Below are 15,260 nucleotides of genomic sequence, written 5' to 3'. Positions count from 1 at the left end.
CACCATCTTGTTTACATAATATAATTATAGACAAAAAAGAATGCGGCACTCGGCCTACATTCTTTTTTGTCTATTACAAATACCTAGTTAGTAGCTGCAACAAACGCTGCGGAAATTCTGTTAGATTGGAAAGATCAATGAAGCGTTCTTCCCCATAAATCGCTTTGATCACTTCTTTGTCTTGGCCAATGGCAGCTGCCAGAAACAGCACCCCTTGTCGTTCGTAGTCAGCGATCACCTGCTGAATATCTTCTTTGGCTTTTACCCCTGTATAATCAGGAAGAGCCTTTGGCTGGCCATCACTGATATTCAAGAGTAATTTAGTAGTTGCCGGCTGATGAGCGAGCTTTTCAGCTAGTACGCGCAAGACTGCCCCATCACGGTTATTTTGCCGAGGCTTCATTGTCATGAGTTTCTCTGGCACAAATTCAAAACCTTCGTTAAATTCTTTGTAAGCAAAAAGCGAGGTCTTTTCACGAGCGGTCACATCTGCTGTATCGCCATAAATCATCAATGGCAAAGATAAACGCTCCGCGAACGCATTCACCGCTAAGACCGCCTGTTGCGCATACTGTATCCGATCATCTCTAATCATCGAACCTGATTCATCAATGCGCAAAGCGAGAGCTAAGGAAGGCTGTTCGTGAGGTGGATTCTTCTTGTCAAAGGTCCGAAAATCTTGATACGCGACCTTACTGGCATCAAAGCGTGTGCCACTGTACTTACCTTTACTGTATGCCGAAGCTTGTTCGTTTTCCAAAACTTCTTGGGTTTGCTTGATCAATGACTCTACGATCGGCAACAACGGCTGCAAACGCTGCTGGGCTTCAGCCGCTTTTTCTAAATCGACGGGTGGTCGATGAACGATCAGCCCTTCTTTGGCATGGATCGATTCTTTTAATGCTTGTCGAGCCGCCTTTGATGCCGTGGTTTTCTTTTCTTTTTCCTGGGTTTCATACGCTTCGATCGACAAAGAATGAGCAGTAGGAGCGGTCTCTTGTGTCTCACTCCCAGCTTTTGCTTGGCCATCGTGACTATTGCGTTCTAGTTCTTCTGAAAACGTCGCCTCAGTTGCTGCGTCTTTCGCTTCTTGTTTGTCAGAATCACTGGTTTCCATCGTTTCCGCCTCAGTTTCTTGATTGGGGGTCTCAAGGACTTGTTCATTTTTTAGGACGGTCGTGCCTTCTTCCACTACATTGCGCTGGTCCGCCTCTTCGCTGCTGATTCGGCGTCCTTTGATTTGTTCTTTAAAGGCATTTAACGGTTGTCCAGAAAACAAAAGCCGCAATTGCGCCAATAACCCTGAAGCTTCTAGCGCCTGTTGTAAAAGAGCAAGCTCATTTGGATCGGTGGTGATTTTGTAGAGCACTTTGCTATCAATTGCTGTAAAGGGATCTTGTCCTTGCTTGACTGCATTTAGCCAATAAAAATAGGAGCGCATGCCCGCCACCCCTTTGATGGCATTGGCTTTGGCGGTCACGTCTAGCAAGCGTATGATCTCAGCCATTTTCTCCGCAGTCGTTTTGTCCGGATAATTGGTTTTGGCAATGCCTCGCTGCACCATGACTGCCAGCTCAGGTAAATCCATTTTTTCAGCATGCTGCATCCGGTCTCGCAAGGATTCGTTCAAAGGACGGTTGCCTTGGTAATTTCGATTCGTGGTGATGACTACGACACAGTCAGGGTGCCGGCGAACAAAGCCAGTGGGAATATTCAGCATTCCGTTTTGTTCAAGAGCAGAGTTTAAGGCCACTAGTACCGAAGCATCACGAATGACCGTTGGCTCTTGAATCTCAAGCAAATAACCTTTTTCCAGCGCCCGTACGATTTCCGAGGGATAAAATTTGTATTGAATTGTTGGTTGCTGATCGCTGGTTTCGATCCGCTCGATCAGTTCCGCAAATTTTGCCCGTGCCCGTTCACGAGTCAGGGAAAAATGCCGCTGGATCAACGCCAAGACATCTTCAAAACAATCACTTTGATAAATCGCATCCAGCAAGTCCTTATCCTCTTCTTGGTCGGTGTTGATCACTGGTAATAAAGCACCAAACACATCTGACTTATCCATATCGGCAAAGCAGGTGATTTTGGTGTAGGGCAGTTGCAGGTCGGCAGAAAGTGCCTTTGCCAACTGTGTTTTACCAGACCCAGCATCGCCTTCCAGCAACACATTGAAAATTTTCATTTCTGGATCCGTCCAATTCAGCGCGATCTCTGATGCAATTCGTAGTTCCTCATCACTGGTCTGATGACTTTGTGTTTTTTTCCAAATCATTGTTTGTTCTAATTTACTAAAAGCGCGTCCTTCCGTTACGACAAAAGATGGTTGATGTTGTGTCATGGCAATCTGCTCCTTTTCTTAATAACCTAGCTCATCTAAAAGCCGTTTCAGGATTTTGAAGCGTTCGCCGTATAGCTCACCATCTTTTTGCAAGGAATCATAGAAAAGCAGAATGTCTTCATCGATTTTAGGATTTTCGGTGTCTACTTCGACGGTCATGCGATTTCCTTGTAGGCCAATGATTTCAATCAAAGGATTTTCAGGATCGTAAAACTTTTCATGGCGATAGGCCTCTTGAAAATACAAACTGGATTGAGCCACTAAGATCGCTAAATCCAAAATTCTCGTAAGCGGCAATTCTTCGGATTGTCGAGACCATTTTTCACCAGTATGGCGCCAGACTTTGCCGGAGATATCGACTTTCCCGCGATCATTCCATTGCGCCAATCCGAGGGAAAGGCCTTTTGCATCTGTATGTAACGCATTTTTTCCGTCAACAGTATCATAGTCTTCTACTTTAATGACAGGTTTATGCTTCAAGTTTTCTGGTATTTTCATTATTTTCACTCCTTGTTTAGTAAATTAGTAATTTACTAGATAGAGTAAGTATAATAAGGAAGCTGTTCTGGAACAAGCAAAAGGTCTTTTCTAGTAGCTAGGGACAGATGTCTAGTTGATTTTCAGTGGCAAACGATTCTATCCATGACTGCGGCGATTTCAGGAACCAATACCAATGTGACCAATGTGTCTTCGCTGAATAAGGAAACAAGTCGTAAAAAAGCACTTGATAAGAAGCATCTAAAAACAAACGCTCTTAAAAAGTGCTTTTTTATGACGCATTACTTCACTAACTCAATTGATTGAAAAAAAGGCGTAACGCTTGTTTTCTCTGATATGTAAGCTGCGCTTTAGGAATGCCTTGGATCGCCCCTTCAATGCCGTAGAGCATATGCAAGCAAGCGCCCGCATCACATTGGTGGCGGATAGCTAGAAAAACCTCTTCGGCCGTTTTTGTGCGTAGTTGTTCAGGAGTATTGATGCCGATACGAACCAGGTGATCCGCTAAAACCTGACCTACATTTGGTAATTTTTGCAGTTCATTCATAGGTTTCTCCTTTTTGATTGTGGTCATCTTGCCCCTCTTTCTCTTGACGAATCAACGCATAGAGCTTCATGTCGAACAGCTGTTGGTTTTTCTCCGCATGCTTTCGCAAAACGCCTTCTAACGTAAAACCTGCCTTTTCCAACACACGACAAGAGGAATGATTCTTCGCAAAAGATTCAGCAGAAATACGAACGATAGTTGATGTAGTAAATACATAGTCACATAGTTGCTGAACAGCTTTGGTCATCAAGCCTTTTCCCCAATATTCTTCTGCGATGTAATACCCTATCTCATCTGTTCTAAAATGGATGTTTTCTTTGCGAAGGGCGCTAATACTCCCCACAGCTCGATCATCCACAGTGATCGCAAAGGCGAATTCTGCCTTTGCGACAGATTGAATATAGGCTTGTGCATCTGCAACAGTGTAAGGAAAGGGGAGTCCATCTCGTAAATTGCCATGAATTGTCTGGTTATTTAGAGTTCGAGCCAGATTATTTGCATCACTCATCTGCCACCTTCTTAAGGAACACTTCATTTCAACGCCTCCTTTGCCAGTGCTTCATTTTGATCCTATTGTACGAGTTTGTGTGTTTTTTTACAAGCAAAACTCAAAAAAAGATTGTTGAAAAAAACCAGCTAGACAAACGTCTAACTGGTTCTTTCCTTTACTGTCTCCATAAAGATAATTGCTTTTGTAAACACAGATAAATAAAAATTATTGCGCTGATATGGCGATCCCGATGGCTTTTTCTCCTAAATGCGAGCCGATAACTGGTCCGAAGTGGCCAATCTCAATTTCTGCATTTGGGTATTTCGCTTGTAGTTTTGCTTTTTCTTCTTTGGCTACTTCTAAATTATTGGCATGGATTACATAAAATTTAACAGGCAATGCGATTTCTTGCTCCCGTTGACCAATGATATCTTCCGCGCGATTGAATGCTTTTTTACTGGAACGAATGCGCTCGTAAAGCACAATTTTTCCTTGATCAAAAGTCAAAATCGGTTTGATTTTTAATAATCCGCCAATTAAGGCTGCTCCATTGGTTAAGCGACCGCCACGAACCAAGTTATTCAAGTCGTCCACGATCAGATAGGCATAGGTATTATCTCTGATAGTGTCCAGATGGGAAATGATCTCTTCTACGGTTTTGCCTTGACTTGACAGATCAAGAGCGGTTTCTACCATGTGGCCCATCGGCATACTTGTGATTTTCGAATCGTAAGGAATGATTTGAACGCCTTCGATTTCATCGGTGATTCCATAAAGCGTTCCGATAAATCCAGAAATACCGCTTGATAAGTGGATACTAATGATCGTGTCGTAACCGCGATCTTTCAATGACTCATATAAGGCTAACACTTCACCTAGTACCGGTTGAGAAGTGGTTGGGAATTCTTTGCTGTTTTTCAGCAAAGCGTAATACTCATCAGCTTCAATGTCGATGCCCTCATTATAGACTTTTCCATCTAAAATAACAGGGATCGGTATGATAAACAAATCTTCATGGTTTTTGATCCGTTCCGGCAGATAAGCTGTACTGTCAGTAACAACGGCTAATTTCATTCTTTTTCCTCGTTTCAACAAATTTCAAACGTCATTAATAATATAGCATAAATTTACTTACTTTCAAATGGTTTTCAGAACTTTTCATTCTGCTTACTCATTAAGAAAATTCCTGATTGCTTGTTGATTGGTTTCAAGGTTAACGACTAACACACTTCCGGCACTCGCACTTGAACCGTATTGCCAAGAGTCAGCGACTGGGACCGTCAAGCTGTCGATCCCCCCTGCCCCACGAGCAATCGATAAGGTATTTTTTAATAGGAAAGACATTGGCAGGTTGGTGGAAGCATAGCCTAAGACTTTTCCTGCTGCATAAGGCAATTTTAAAATAGCTAAAGGATTTTTCATTTCGCTAAAGATCGCATCCATTACTTGCTGCTGTCGTCTTACGCGACCAAAGTCACCTTCTTCGTCCATCCGAAAACGTGCGTATTGCAACAGCTCAAGCCCATTCATTTGTTGTTGCCCTTGTTTGATGGCAACTTCAAGATTTTTACTCATATCTTTTTCCGCGTTGATAGCAACGCCTGAGGGAAACAGTGTGTCGATCACTTTTTCAAAGGAACGAAAGTCAACTTTTGCATAATAATTGGTTTCTAGACCGAAGTTCTCTGCTAACGTTTCTCTGACTAAATCAGCACCACCAAAGGCGTACGCCGCATTGATCTTGTTTTCGCCATAACCAGGGATGGTCACCAAGGTATCACGCATAAAGGAAATGAGCTTCGGTTTTTTGCTAGGTCCATCTAATTGCAAAACCATAATGGTGTCTGCTCGTCCAGCTTCTCCTTCACGACTATCACTACCAATGAGCAAAATATTACGAGCACCATTTGCAGCGGCCGTACCATTAAAAGTCTCCTCATCAGTTGTAGCAAAAGCAGCGTCACTTCTTGCGACTTGCTGGCCGACAAGAAATGCAATCAATGAATAGGCAAAAAGCACCAATAGTACCCGGATCACAATACGCAGAACTGGGTGCTTCCGCTTTTTCTTTTGTTTGGGTGGCTTGCTCTTCTTAAGCTTTTGCGCTTTTTGTTTGCTTTGTTCCTGACTTTGATGTATCGCAGGCCCCTGAGCAGATAGCGGGGGAATTGCGCCTTTTCGTCCCTCAGTTTTTTTTGATCCTACTTGTGTCTGTTCTCGGAAACTTTGGGCCACACGAGGGTCGCTTGCCCTAGACTGCTGGGTGTTTTGATAAGAAATATCTCCTACTTCCTCATCAGCAGACGGAGTAGAATCGCTCGGTCTGACGCGCTGGTTTCTTCTTTTGGCTTCTCTGCGGGCAAAGATACTTTCTTTGGCTGCCTGACTGGATTCCTTTTCTAGCCGCTCATGCAGTTTTTTATTTTTTTCCATCCTGCTCATTGCTTCTGATCCTCCAACTAAAAAATAGCTCTCTGTCTATAAGGATACCCTAGACCTTATAGAAAGAAAGCTATTTTCTGAAATTTTAACCTTTTTCTAGGAAATTTCTTCATTTTTTTACCTTAGATGCTTTGATGCACCTTGTCGTGTGCTCACAAATCCTGCTTGCTCATAAAATGATTTCACTGGATTTGCCGACCAAAAATTTAGTGAAAGATCATCGAAGCCTTTTTCCAACGCAACGTTTTCAGCAAATGCCAATAATTGTTTTCCAATATGCATCCCTTGGTACCGAGTGTCAACGGCAATCGCCGCAATTTCCAGCCACTTTCGTTCATGCATTATCGCATTTTGGGGCAAACAGACCTCTTGAAGATGCACAAAGCCACAAGGCTGTTCCGCTAACCAAGCGATAAAAAAGTGGTGGCTTGGCTCTTGTAGCTGTTGTGTGATTGCTTGTTCAAATCTTGACTGATCAAAGGACTTAAAAAGCGTTGGGTACCATTGATGGTGCTGTGCTTGGATTTCTTTATGAAACGTTGCTAAAAGCTTTTCATCTTGGCTAATTTTTATTTTGACTTGAGTCATTTTTTGTCACTTCCTCAACAACATTTACCGCATACACGCCGAGAAGATGGACGTGTCCACCCAACAACTGAATTTCTTCAAAGGCGTTAGCTATCAGTTGCCACGGTTTGTCCATCACCAGATCAATGACAAAAAAGTATTCACCTAAGGTAGTTTTCGACGGACGCGATTCAATTTTGCTTAAATCAATTTCCCGCCAGCCAAAAGTTGCTAAGATTTTGTGCAAGATCCCCGGACGATTTGCTGGCAATGTCACAAAAATGGTTGCTTTTTCGGCTGTTTGTTCTGGTACTTCGGTGTTGGCTGTTTTCTTTGTCAAAACCCAAAAGCGGGTTTGATTAAAGGCAACATCTTGGATATTGGTTTCTTTGATCGTTACTTGATAAGCGAAAGCTGCTTCTTTGGAAGCAATCGCCGCAACTGCTTCTTCTGGATGTTTTGCTACGTAGGCTGCTGCAGTCGTTGTGGAAGCAACCGCCTCAACAGTAGCTCCAGCAAATCGGGCTTCGATAAAGTCGGCACATTGCGCCAATGCTTGCGGATGAGAAATTATCTTAGTGATGGGACGGTTGTCTTTTGCTGTTTGCTGAGAAACTAACAATTGATGATTGATCGGTAAAATAATTTCCTGTTCAATGCTCAATTGATTTTGACGAAATAGCGTATCAATCGTGGCATGAACAGACCCTTCTAATGCATTCTCATTGGGAACGACCGCTCGATCGATTACGCCGTTAGCTAGTGCTTGAATACAAAGTGGAATCGATCCATAGGGCATAAATGTATTTTCTGGATACGCTTCTTGCGCAGCTAAATACGTAAAAGAGCTTTCAGGTCCTAAATAACCAATCTTCATTTTAGGCACCCGCTTTAGTTAAAATTTCCTGAACGATTTCTTGTGGTGCTTTGTTTGTCGTTTCAACGATCAATGAAGCAGTTTCTTCATAAAGAGGGATCCGAGGTCGGTAAACAGCCAATATTTCTTCGGGTGTTTTCGAGACAACCAAGGGACGAATACTACCAGTATCCGCCTTTAAACGGTGGATCAGTTCCTCGGGATCTGTTTTTAAATACACGACTAAGGGCATCTCTTTTAAAAGTTGACGATTTTCTTCTTTTAATACAATGCCCCCACCTGTGGAAATAATTTGTTCCTTTGCCAAAGTTTTAGCTAAAATATCCGTTTCGATTTTGCGAAAGGCTTCCTCACCGTGTTGGTCAAAAAATTCTTGAATGGTCATGCCGATCTCAGCAACGATCAAGTCATCAAAATCCACATGGGACTGTTTCGTTTCTTCAGCCAAAAGACGACCAATCGTGGTTTTTCCGGCACCCATAAAGCCAATTAATATCACTTTTTTCACTCGCTGTCTCCTCCTTTGGCCAAACGCGCGACATCCTCAAAAAAATCAGGATAAGAAACTGCTACGGCTTCGGCTTTTTCTAATTTTACCTCTTCATCTGTCAATAAGGCGGCAATCTGCAACATCATACCGATACGATGATCTCCCCGACTTGAGACCTTTCCGCCATGCAAAGGAGTAGGTCCGTTGATGATCAAGCCGTCCTCGGTAGGAGTGATATCCGCCCCTAATTTTCTCAGCTCTTCGGCAGTTGCATCAATTCTATTGGTTTCTTTTACTTTTAACTCCTCTGCATCTTTGATGACCGTTTTACCATGAGCTTGTGTAGCCAATAAGGCAATGATCGGTAATTCATCAATCAGACGCGGAATAATGTCGCCGGCGATGGTTACTGCCTGCAAGGTAGAACTTTGAACAGTGAGGTCAGCCGATTGATTTTGATCATCTTGATTAGAAAAAGCAATCGATGCCCCCATTTCTTCTAACACATCAAGGATCCCTGTACGTGTCGGGTTGATTCCGACATTTTCTAAAATGATCTCACTATCGGGCATAACCGTACCTGCGGTTAGGAAGAAGGCAGCGGAAGAAATATCTCCCGGAACGACTACTTCTTGGCCGTGCAGTGTTTGTGGGCCGGTTACGGTAATCGTTTTGCCTTGGGTGGTGATCACACCACCGAATTGACGGATCATTTCTTCAGTATGGTTACGGCTCGCCTCTTTTTCAATGATCGTCGAGGTACCTTGTGCTTGCAATGCCGCAAAAATCAGCGCCGATTTTACTTGGGCACTTGCAACGGGCATCTGATAATTGATGGGCTGTAAAGAAGCAGTACCATTAACGGTGATCGGTGGGAATTCCGTCTGTTCATGCCCTGTAACATTTGCCCCCATTTCTCTTAATGGCAGCATCACGCGATTCATCGGACGTTTATTCAAAGAGTTATCGCCGAATAAGGTGGTTGTGAACGGCTGCCCAGCCAAAATTCCCATCATTAAGCGAATTGTTGTACCAGAATTGCCGATATCAATTGGGTCTTGGGCAGGCTTAAGGCCATTAAAGCCCTGTCCTTCAATCGTGATCGTCTGACCGTCATCATGGATTGGAACTCCTAATGATTGAAATGCATGAAGAGTGCTATAGCAGTCTTCTCCCCGCAAGAAATTACGGACAGTCGTTGTTCCTTCAGCTAATGCCCCGAACATGATACTGCGATGTGAGATCGATTTATCGGCGGGAACAGCTATCGTCCCTCTTAAATGTGTTGCTTTTTTTAGTTTCATCGCGGCCTCCTATTTTTTTCGACATGAATAGGTCGTCTTTTTTTGAATCAGCTGCTCTGCTTGCAGCAAATCATTTTGCGTTTTGAATGAAATCTGTAAAACACCAATGATATCTTCTCGAGTTTCAAGAATTTTTAAGTTGATCAAAGAGAGCTGATGATCGCTCAATAGCCCCGTCACTTCAGCGACAACACCGGGATGATCCGGTACATCGATGAATAGATCGTAGAATGCCGGGATCGCTCCGTTTTGATGAACCGGCAATTGGTCCCGTGTTTCCTTCGCGGATTCAAAGAACCGAAAGATCGCCGTTTCGTCTTTTTCCTGCAACCAGTGAGCCATGGTCATCATTTGTTTTTGCCACTCATCGATCAGCTGCAGCAGTTCCTGTCGATTACTCAATAAGATATCGGTCCACATACGAGGGTCTGAAGAAGCAATGCGAGTGATATCGCGAAAACCGCCTGCTGCGAGTTGCTGTGCTCTAGGGTGTTCATGGTTGAAGGCATCTGCCTGATTGACTAATCCCGAAGCAATAATATGGGGCAAATGGCTCAACATCCCCGTGATTTGATCATGTTCTTGCGGAGCAAGTGCCACATACTTGGCCCTCGTCCCTCGAAAAAGCACCTGTAATTCTTCCACCCGCTGACTTTTCGTCGGCGTAAAGATATAGTAAGCATTCTCAAAGAGGTTCTCATCGGCTGCTGTGATCCCGGATTTATGAGAACCAGCCATCGGATGGCCCCCAATAAAATCAAAGGAAAAGGACTCGGCAAATTGCGTAATTTCTGCTTTGGTACTGCCTGTATCTGTCACCAGGACTGAAGGCTTTAGTGAAAGGGTCCCAAGTTGAGCAAGATACGTTTTGGTGATCTCTACCGGCAATGCCAACAAGATCACGTCGGCACGAACAGCACCCTCAGAAAATGAAGGAGGTACTTCGTCTACTAAACTTGTTGCTAATGCGATCTCATTGGTTTTACGACAGTGATCCCACCCCATTAGATGGGTTTGGGGATGTGACTTTTTAATACATTTTGCTAAGGAAGCGCCGATCAATCCTAAACCGGCGACGAAGATATTTTGGTTCATGAAAAGAATCCTCATTTCTACTGGAATTTTTGCTGTTTCTTTAATCAGTAGGTTAACAAGTATTCCCGATACGCCTGAACAGATGCAGTCAATTCTTCGAAAGAATCACTTGGAAACTTTTCTAATAGTTCATTGGCCACCACTGTTGCCACCACACTCTCACAAACAACACTGGCTGCCGGAACGGCAGTGCTATCCGAGCGTTCCACACTAGCTTTATACGGTTCTTTGCTGTCGATATCCACACTTTGCAACGGCTTGTACAAGGTCGGGATCGGCTTCATAACCCCGCGAACCACAATTGGTTCCCCGTTCGTCATGCCACCTTCAAACCCACCTAGGTTGTTGCTGCGACGGGTGTAGCCCCGTTGTTCGTCCCATAAAATCTCATCCATGACTTTTGAACCTGGTAAAACACCGGCCTCAAAACCAACACCGAACTCAGCCCCTTTAAAGGCATTGATACTGACCACGGCTTGGGCGATCTTCGCATCAAGTTTTTTGTCCCACTGCACGTAACTACCAAGACCAGCAGGAACCCCGCCAACAAGCACTTCCACTACGCCGCCGATCGTATCACCATTTTTCTTTGTTTGATCGATCAACTGTTTGATTTCTTCCTCGACAGATGGATCTAAGACCCTTACTTCCGAAGCTTCTGAGCGTTGTGCGATTTCTTTGACGGTCAACCCTTCAGGAATTTCTGCTTTGATGCCGCCTAACATCGTTACATGACCTGCCACATCGATGCCGAGTTCCTTCAAAATTTTCTTCGCGATTGCGCCGATGGCTACCCGCATGGTCGTTTCCCGGGCAGATGAACGTTCCAAGACGTTTCGTAAATCTTGATGATGGTATTTCATCCCGCCGACTAAGTCAGCATGACCAGGTCTTGGTCGTGCCAATCGTCGTAACTTGCGGTCTTTTTCTGGTACTTCTTCAATCGCCATGACCTTAGTCCAATTTTTCCAATCTTTGTTCTCGACCACTAAAGTCACAGGAGAGCCTAATGTTTTTCCATGACGGATACCGGAAGTGATACGGACTTGGTCTTTTTCAATCAGCATCCGTCCCCCACGGCCATAGCCGGTTTGTCGTCTCGCTAATTCAAAATTAATGTCTTCTGCCGTTAATGGCAATCCTGCCGGTAACCCTTCGATAATGGCGGTCAACTCTGGTCCATGTGATTCGCCTGCTGTAATATAACGCATGATCCGTTACCTTCCTTTCTTATAATAGGTAGTCTTTGATTTCTTCCGTGGGAATCGTCACGATTTTTGCCTGACCGATCCCTTCTAAAAGAATAATCTTTAATTGTTGTCCACGGGCTTTTTTATCATGAGTGATTGCTTGGTATAATTGCTCTTTCTCAATTTCTCTTGGTTTGGTCGGCAAATGAAATTTCTCAATCATTTTCGTTAACTGCGCGGTGGTCCCTTTTGGTGTTAGTCCAATGGCTTCAGCATGACGGGTGATCATAATCATCCCCATTGCAACCCCTTCGCCATGACTGGTGTCAAACGCAGCTGTTCTTTCTAAGCCATGCCCGATCGTATGACCGAAGTTCAGTGTCAGACGACTGCCATGATCAAAAGGATCTTCTTCCACTACTTTTTGCTTTACTTTTAAAGAAGCTGTGATCACTTTTTCAGCATGGGCCAAAAGATCGACTTCATCTTTCAAACCTGCTAACGTTTGCCAAAGTTCAGGGTCCGCGATAGCGGCTGACTTAATGATTTCAGCGATGCCTTCTTGCACACGTTTAAGGGATAAACTTTTAAGCAAATCCGGATCGATCATCACACCGACTGGTTGGGCGAATGTGCCAACGAGATTCTTGGCACTGCTAGTATTTACAGCTGTTTTTCCGCCGATACTTGAATCGACCTGTGCCAATAACGTCGTCGGAATCTGCAAGAAATCAATGCCTCGCATATACGTAGAAGCAACAAAGCCTGCAAGATCTCCAATTACACCGCCACCAAGAGCGATGATTCCATCGCTTCTAGTCATCCCTGATTGAGCAAGACGGTCATATAAAAAAGCAGCTTGTTCAAGGGATTTACTGTTTTCGCCAGCCGGCACGGCTAACAGTGTTGCTTCAAAGCCTGCGGCAGATAATGCTTCGATGATGTGTTCGCCATACAGGGGGGCGACATTGCTGTCAGTAATGACGGCAATGCGCTGTTTGTTCCATAATTGCTGGACCCAGGTTCCGACTTCTTGAAACGCCCCACGTTTGATGAGGATGTCATAGGAATGTTCTTCTAAATGGATGTGTAGCATTGATTTTTGCACCTCTTTTATTGGTTGTCTTAGCGCTTAGTCTTGCAACGCTTTGATTTCTTTCATCGCTTTTTCCATGATATGGACTTCTTTCATCATATTCATGTATGTTTTTTCGTTTAACGATTGCGGACCATCAGACCATGCATTGGCTGGATCTGGGTGGATCTCAACGATCATGCCATCGGCGCCGGCAGCAACGCCTGCTCTTGCCATTGGTGGTACGAGATCCCAAATGCCTGTTCCATGACTAGGGTCAACGATGATCGGGAAGTGGCTCAGTTTTTTGATGATTGGTACCGCACTTAGATCAAAAGTATTACGGGTCGCTGTTTCGTAAGTTCTGATTCCACGCTCAATGAAAATCACTTCACTTTTATCTTGGACGGCGATGTATTCCGCTGCATTCAACCATTCGTCGATCGTCCCAGAGATGCCTCGTTTAAGGCCAATTGGTTTACCAGTTTTTCCAACTGCAGCTAGCAATTTGAAGTTTTGCATGTTCCGAGCACCAATCTGCAAAATATCACTGTATTCCGCAACCATATCGATATGTCCTTCGTCCATGACTTCTGTGATGACTTTCATACCTGTTTCATCGGCTGCTTGACGAATGTATTTTAACCCTTCTTCTTCAAGCCCTTGGAAGGCGTATGGTGAAGTCCGTGGTTTGAAAGCACCCCCACGTAAGATTTGTGCACCACCAGCTTTGGCGATTCGGGCACATTCACGAATTTGGTCTAAGCCTTCAATCGAACACGGACCAGCCATTGTGACAAAGTTGCCATCACCGATTTTTACGCCATCTACATCAACAACCGTATCTTGTGGATGGAATTCACGAGAGGTCAACTTGTAGGTATTTGAGATCCGAATGGCATCTTCGACACCTTCGTAGCTGCGAAAAGCGACATCTTGGATGCGGCGTGTATCTCCTTTTAAGCCGATAACAACCTGTTCTTTTCCTTGGTTGACTTGAACATCCAACCCTTCTTTTTTGATTCTTTTTACTACGACTTCAACTTGTTCTGGGGTAGCACCTGGTTTCATAATTACGATCATTTTTTCTTCCTACTTTCGTCTTTTTATTTTTTTACATGGATTCAATGAGTGCTTTTACTTTTTCAACGGGCATCTCTTGGCCGGTCCAAAGTTTAAATGCAGCTGCACCTTGATACAGCAACATACTTAAGCCGTTTGCAGTTTTGGCCCCGACTGCTTTCGCATCTTTCAAAAGCTGCGTTTCTCTTGGATTATAGATGACATCATAGACAGATAATGATTCCCGCAAGAGGGTTTTGTTTTTCAGAGGACTCACCGTATCATTCGGCTTCATCCCCACGCCAGTAGCATTAACTAAAAGGCTGCTTTGATCGATGGCTGATTTTAAAGCCGTCTGATCTTCTAAATCCGCTAATGTGATTTCACAGGCGGTCTTTTCTGCGATCTGTGTCAATTTATCCTGGATGATTGGATAAAACTCATCCTTGCGGTTGAAGACATGGATCGTTTTGACACCGTCTAGTGCGGCTTGACTAATGATCGCTGTCGCTGCACCACCCGCACCGATCACAGTCATGGTGTCGCCAATGATCGACACTTGAATGTCTTCAAGTGCGCGCATAAAGCCGATGCCATCTGTATTGTGCCCAATCAATCGTCCCTCTTGATTGACGATTGTATTGATTGCGCCGATCAGCTCTGCTGCGGGTGAGCATTCATCCATCAACGGTACTGCCGCCATTTTATGGGGCATTGATAGATTGACACCTAAGAGATCCAGCTGACGGATGCTTTGAATACTGGCTGCCAAATCATCCGGCTCAACATCAAAGGCCAGATACACGGCATCGATCCCTTGTTCTTCAAAAGAAAGATTGTGCATTGCTGGAGAGATGCTGTGTTTGGCTGGTTTGGCAAACAGTGCCGCCAACCGTGTGTGACCGGTTATCATTTGTTTCATCTGGTTCATTCCTTTCAACAAAAAAAGATGTCCACCGTAAATTTAAGAATCTACAGTGAACACCTTCAAACATTACATATCGGCAAAGCCAGATATGTGAATATAAAAAATAGCCACTATAGATTTTACGATCTACGTGGCTGCGAATTCATTACGAAATGCTCTAGCCATCATAGATACAAACTTAGCGTTTGTACCCATGCTTTCATGAATACAAACCTATCTAAAATAGCTAAAGTAATATTTATTCAGTTGTGTGGGGTTCGTTAGCAATAATTTTTGCATAGTCCTTCGCTCCAAACTGATGTAAGATTGACCTAAGTATAGGTTTAACTTTGAAAGATGTCAATGATTTTTTCT

At 44.0% G+C, this 15,260-nt stretch carries 15 protein-coding genes; all 15 read right to left on the bottom strand.

What is annotated here, in order from left to right:
• Positions 1-73: 73 nt before the first annotated feature.
• The gene (locus ENLAB_RS00735; protein WP_244352193.1) at positions 74-2,341 is read right to left on the bottom strand and encodes an AAA family ATPase; all 2,268 of its coding nucleotides are present in this window, start codon (positions 2,339-2,341) and stop codon (positions 74-76) included.
• 18 nt (positions 2,342-2,359) lie between these two features.
• The gene (locus ENLAB_RS00730; RefSeq protein ID WP_005235941.1) at positions 2,360-2,839 is read right to left on the bottom strand and encodes a DUF6530 family protein; all 480 of its coding nucleotides are present in this window, start codon (positions 2,837-2,839) and stop codon (positions 2,360-2,362) included.
• A gap of 289 nt (positions 2,840-3,128) precedes the next feature.
• The gene (locus ENLAB_RS00725) at positions 3,129-3,386 is read right to left on the bottom strand and encodes a TfoX/Sxy family DNA transformation protein (protein WP_074933839.1); all 258 of its coding nucleotides are present in this window, start codon (positions 3,384-3,386) and stop codon (positions 3,129-3,131) included.
• Positions 3,379-3,921 (bottom strand): GNAT family N-acetyltransferase, encoded by a 543-nt coding sequence (locus ENLAB_RS00720; RefSeq protein WP_244352191.1) that lies wholly within the window; start codon positions 3,919-3,921, stop codon positions 3,379-3,381. Before ENLAB_RS00720 ends, ENLAB_RS00725 begins: the two co-directional genes overlap by 8 nt.
• Positions 3,922-4,101: 180 nt before the next feature.
• Complete coding sequence (locus ENLAB_RS00715; RefSeq protein WP_077453370.1) at positions 4,102-4,950, bottom strand: DegV family protein; 849 nt, start codon at positions 4,948-4,950, stop codon at positions 4,102-4,104.
• Positions 4,951-5,043: 93 nt separating this feature from the next.
• The gene (locus ENLAB_RS00710; RefSeq protein ID WP_244352188.1) at positions 5,044-6,318 is read right to left on the bottom strand and encodes an LCP family protein; all 1,275 of its coding nucleotides are present in this window, start codon (positions 6,316-6,318) and stop codon (positions 5,044-5,046) included.
• 117 nt (positions 6,319-6,435) lie between these two features.
• Positions 6,436-6,906 carry a GNAT family N-acetyltransferase gene (locus tag ENLAB_RS00705; RefSeq protein ID WP_244352186.1) on the bottom strand — a complete coding sequence of 157 codons (471 nt, stop codon included), beginning with the start codon at positions 6,904-6,906 and terminating at the stop codon, positions 6,436-6,438.
• A complete protein-coding gene (gene pheA / locus ENLAB_RS00700; protein ID WP_244352185.1) occupies positions 6,881-7,762 on the bottom strand; it encodes a prephenate dehydratase in 882 nt (293 codons plus the stop codon). The genes ENLAB_RS00705 and pheA overlap by 26 nt, the downstream gene beginning before the upstream one ends.
• Before the next feature lies 1 nt (position 7,763).
• Positions 7,764-8,270 (bottom strand): shikimate kinase, encoded by a 507-nt coding sequence (locus ENLAB_RS00695; RefSeq protein WP_077453374.1) that lies wholly within the window; start codon positions 8,268-8,270, stop codon positions 7,764-7,766.
• Entirely contained in the window at positions 8,267-9,556 is a 1,290-nt protein-coding gene (gene aroA / locus ENLAB_RS00690; RefSeq protein WP_244352184.1) for a 3-phosphoshikimate 1-carboxyvinyltransferase, read from the bottom strand. The genes ENLAB_RS00695 and aroA overlap by 4 nt, the downstream gene beginning before the upstream one ends.
• Positions 9,557-9,565: 9 nt before the next feature.
• A complete protein-coding gene (locus tag ENLAB_RS00685; RefSeq protein ID WP_241508761.1) occupies positions 9,566-10,651 on the bottom strand; it encodes a prephenate dehydrogenase in 1,086 nt (361 codons plus the stop codon).
• Positions 10,652-10,695: 44 nt separating this feature from the next.
• Positions 10,696-11,862: a chorismate synthase gene (aroC, locus tag ENLAB_RS00680; RefSeq protein ID WP_244352183.1), complete on the bottom strand. Its 1,167-nt coding sequence runs from the start codon at positions 11,860-11,862 to the stop codon at positions 10,696-10,698.
• 19 nt (positions 11,863-11,881) lie between these two features.
• Positions 11,882-12,937, bottom strand: a complete 1,056-nt coding sequence (aroB, locus tag ENLAB_RS00675) for a 3-dehydroquinate synthase (protein WP_244352182.1) — start codon at positions 12,935-12,937, stop codon at positions 11,882-11,884.
• Between the two features lie 36 nt (positions 12,938-12,973).
• Positions 12,974-13,999 carry a 3-deoxy-7-phosphoheptulonate synthase gene (gene aroF / locus ENLAB_RS00670; protein WP_077453378.1) on the bottom strand — a complete coding sequence of 342 codons (1,026 nt, stop codon included), beginning with the start codon at positions 13,997-13,999 and terminating at the stop codon, positions 12,974-12,976.
• Positions 14,000-14,030: 31 nt separating this feature from the next.
• Positions 14,031-14,900, bottom strand: a complete 870-nt coding sequence (locus tag ENLAB_RS00665; RefSeq protein WP_244352181.1) for a shikimate dehydrogenase — start codon at positions 14,898-14,900, stop codon at positions 14,031-14,033.
• Positions 14,901-15,260 lie beyond the last annotated feature (360 nt).

It is taken from the genome of Enterococcus innesii (assembly GCF_022846515.1).
Lineage (GTDB): Bacteria > Bacillota > Bacilli > Lactobacillales > Enterococcaceae > Enterococcus_D > Enterococcus_D innesii.
This window is presented reverse-complemented; position numbering and strand designations above follow the sequence as displayed.

Excerpts from the sequence above, each read along its gene's own strand:
- ENLAB_RS00735 (WP_244352193.1), bottom strand. The coding sequence starts at position 2,341 with ATGACACAACATCAACCATCTTTTGTCGTAACGGAAGGACGCGCTTTT.
- ENLAB_RS00730 (WP_005235941.1), bottom strand. The coding sequence starts at position 2,839 with ATGAAAATACCAGAAAACTTGAAGCATAAACCTGTCATTAAAGTAGAA.
- ENLAB_RS00725 (WP_074933839.1), bottom strand. The coding sequence starts at position 3,386 with ATGAATGAACTGCAAAAATTACCAAATGTAGGTCAGGTTTTAGCGGAT.
- ENLAB_RS00720 (WP_244352191.1), bottom strand. The coding sequence starts at position 3,921 with ATGAAGTGTTCCTTAAGAAGGTGGCAGATGAGTGATGCAAATAATCTG.
- ENLAB_RS00715 (WP_077453370.1), bottom strand. The coding sequence starts at position 4,950 with ATGAAATTAGCCGTTGTTACTGACAGTACAGCTTATCTGCCGGAACGG.
- ENLAB_RS00710 (WP_244352188.1), bottom strand. The coding sequence starts at position 6,318 with ATGAGCAGGATGGAAAAAAATAAAAAACTGCATGAGCGGCTAGAAAAG.
- ENLAB_RS00705 (WP_244352186.1), bottom strand. The coding sequence starts at position 6,906 with ATGACTCAAGTCAAAATAAAAATTAGCCAAGATGAAAAGCTTTTAGCA.
- pheA (WP_244352185.1), bottom strand. The coding sequence starts at position 7,762 with ATGAAGATTGGTTATTTAGGACCTGAAAGCTCTTTTACGTATTTAGCT.
- aroA (WP_244352184.1), bottom strand. The coding sequence starts at position 9,556 with ATGAAACTAAAAAAAGCAACACATTTAAGAGGGACGATAGCTGTTCCC.
- ENLAB_RS00685 (WP_241508761.1), bottom strand. The coding sequence starts at position 10,651 with ATGAACCAAAATATCTTCGTCGCCGGTTTAGGATTGATCGGCGCTTCC.
- aroC (WP_244352183.1), bottom strand. The coding sequence starts at position 11,862 with ATGCGTTATATTACAGCAGGCGAATCACATGGACCAGAGTTGACCGCC.
- aroB (WP_244352182.1), bottom strand. The coding sequence starts at position 12,937 with ATGCTACACATCCATTTAGAAGAACATTCCTATGACATCCTCATCAAA.
- aroF (WP_077453378.1), bottom strand. The coding sequence starts at position 13,999 with ATGATCGTAATTATGAAACCAGGTGCTACCCCAGAACAAGTTGAAGTC.
- ENLAB_RS00665 (WP_244352181.1), bottom strand. The coding sequence starts at position 14,900 with ATGAAACAAATGATAACCGGTCACACACGGTTGGCGGCACTGTTTGCC.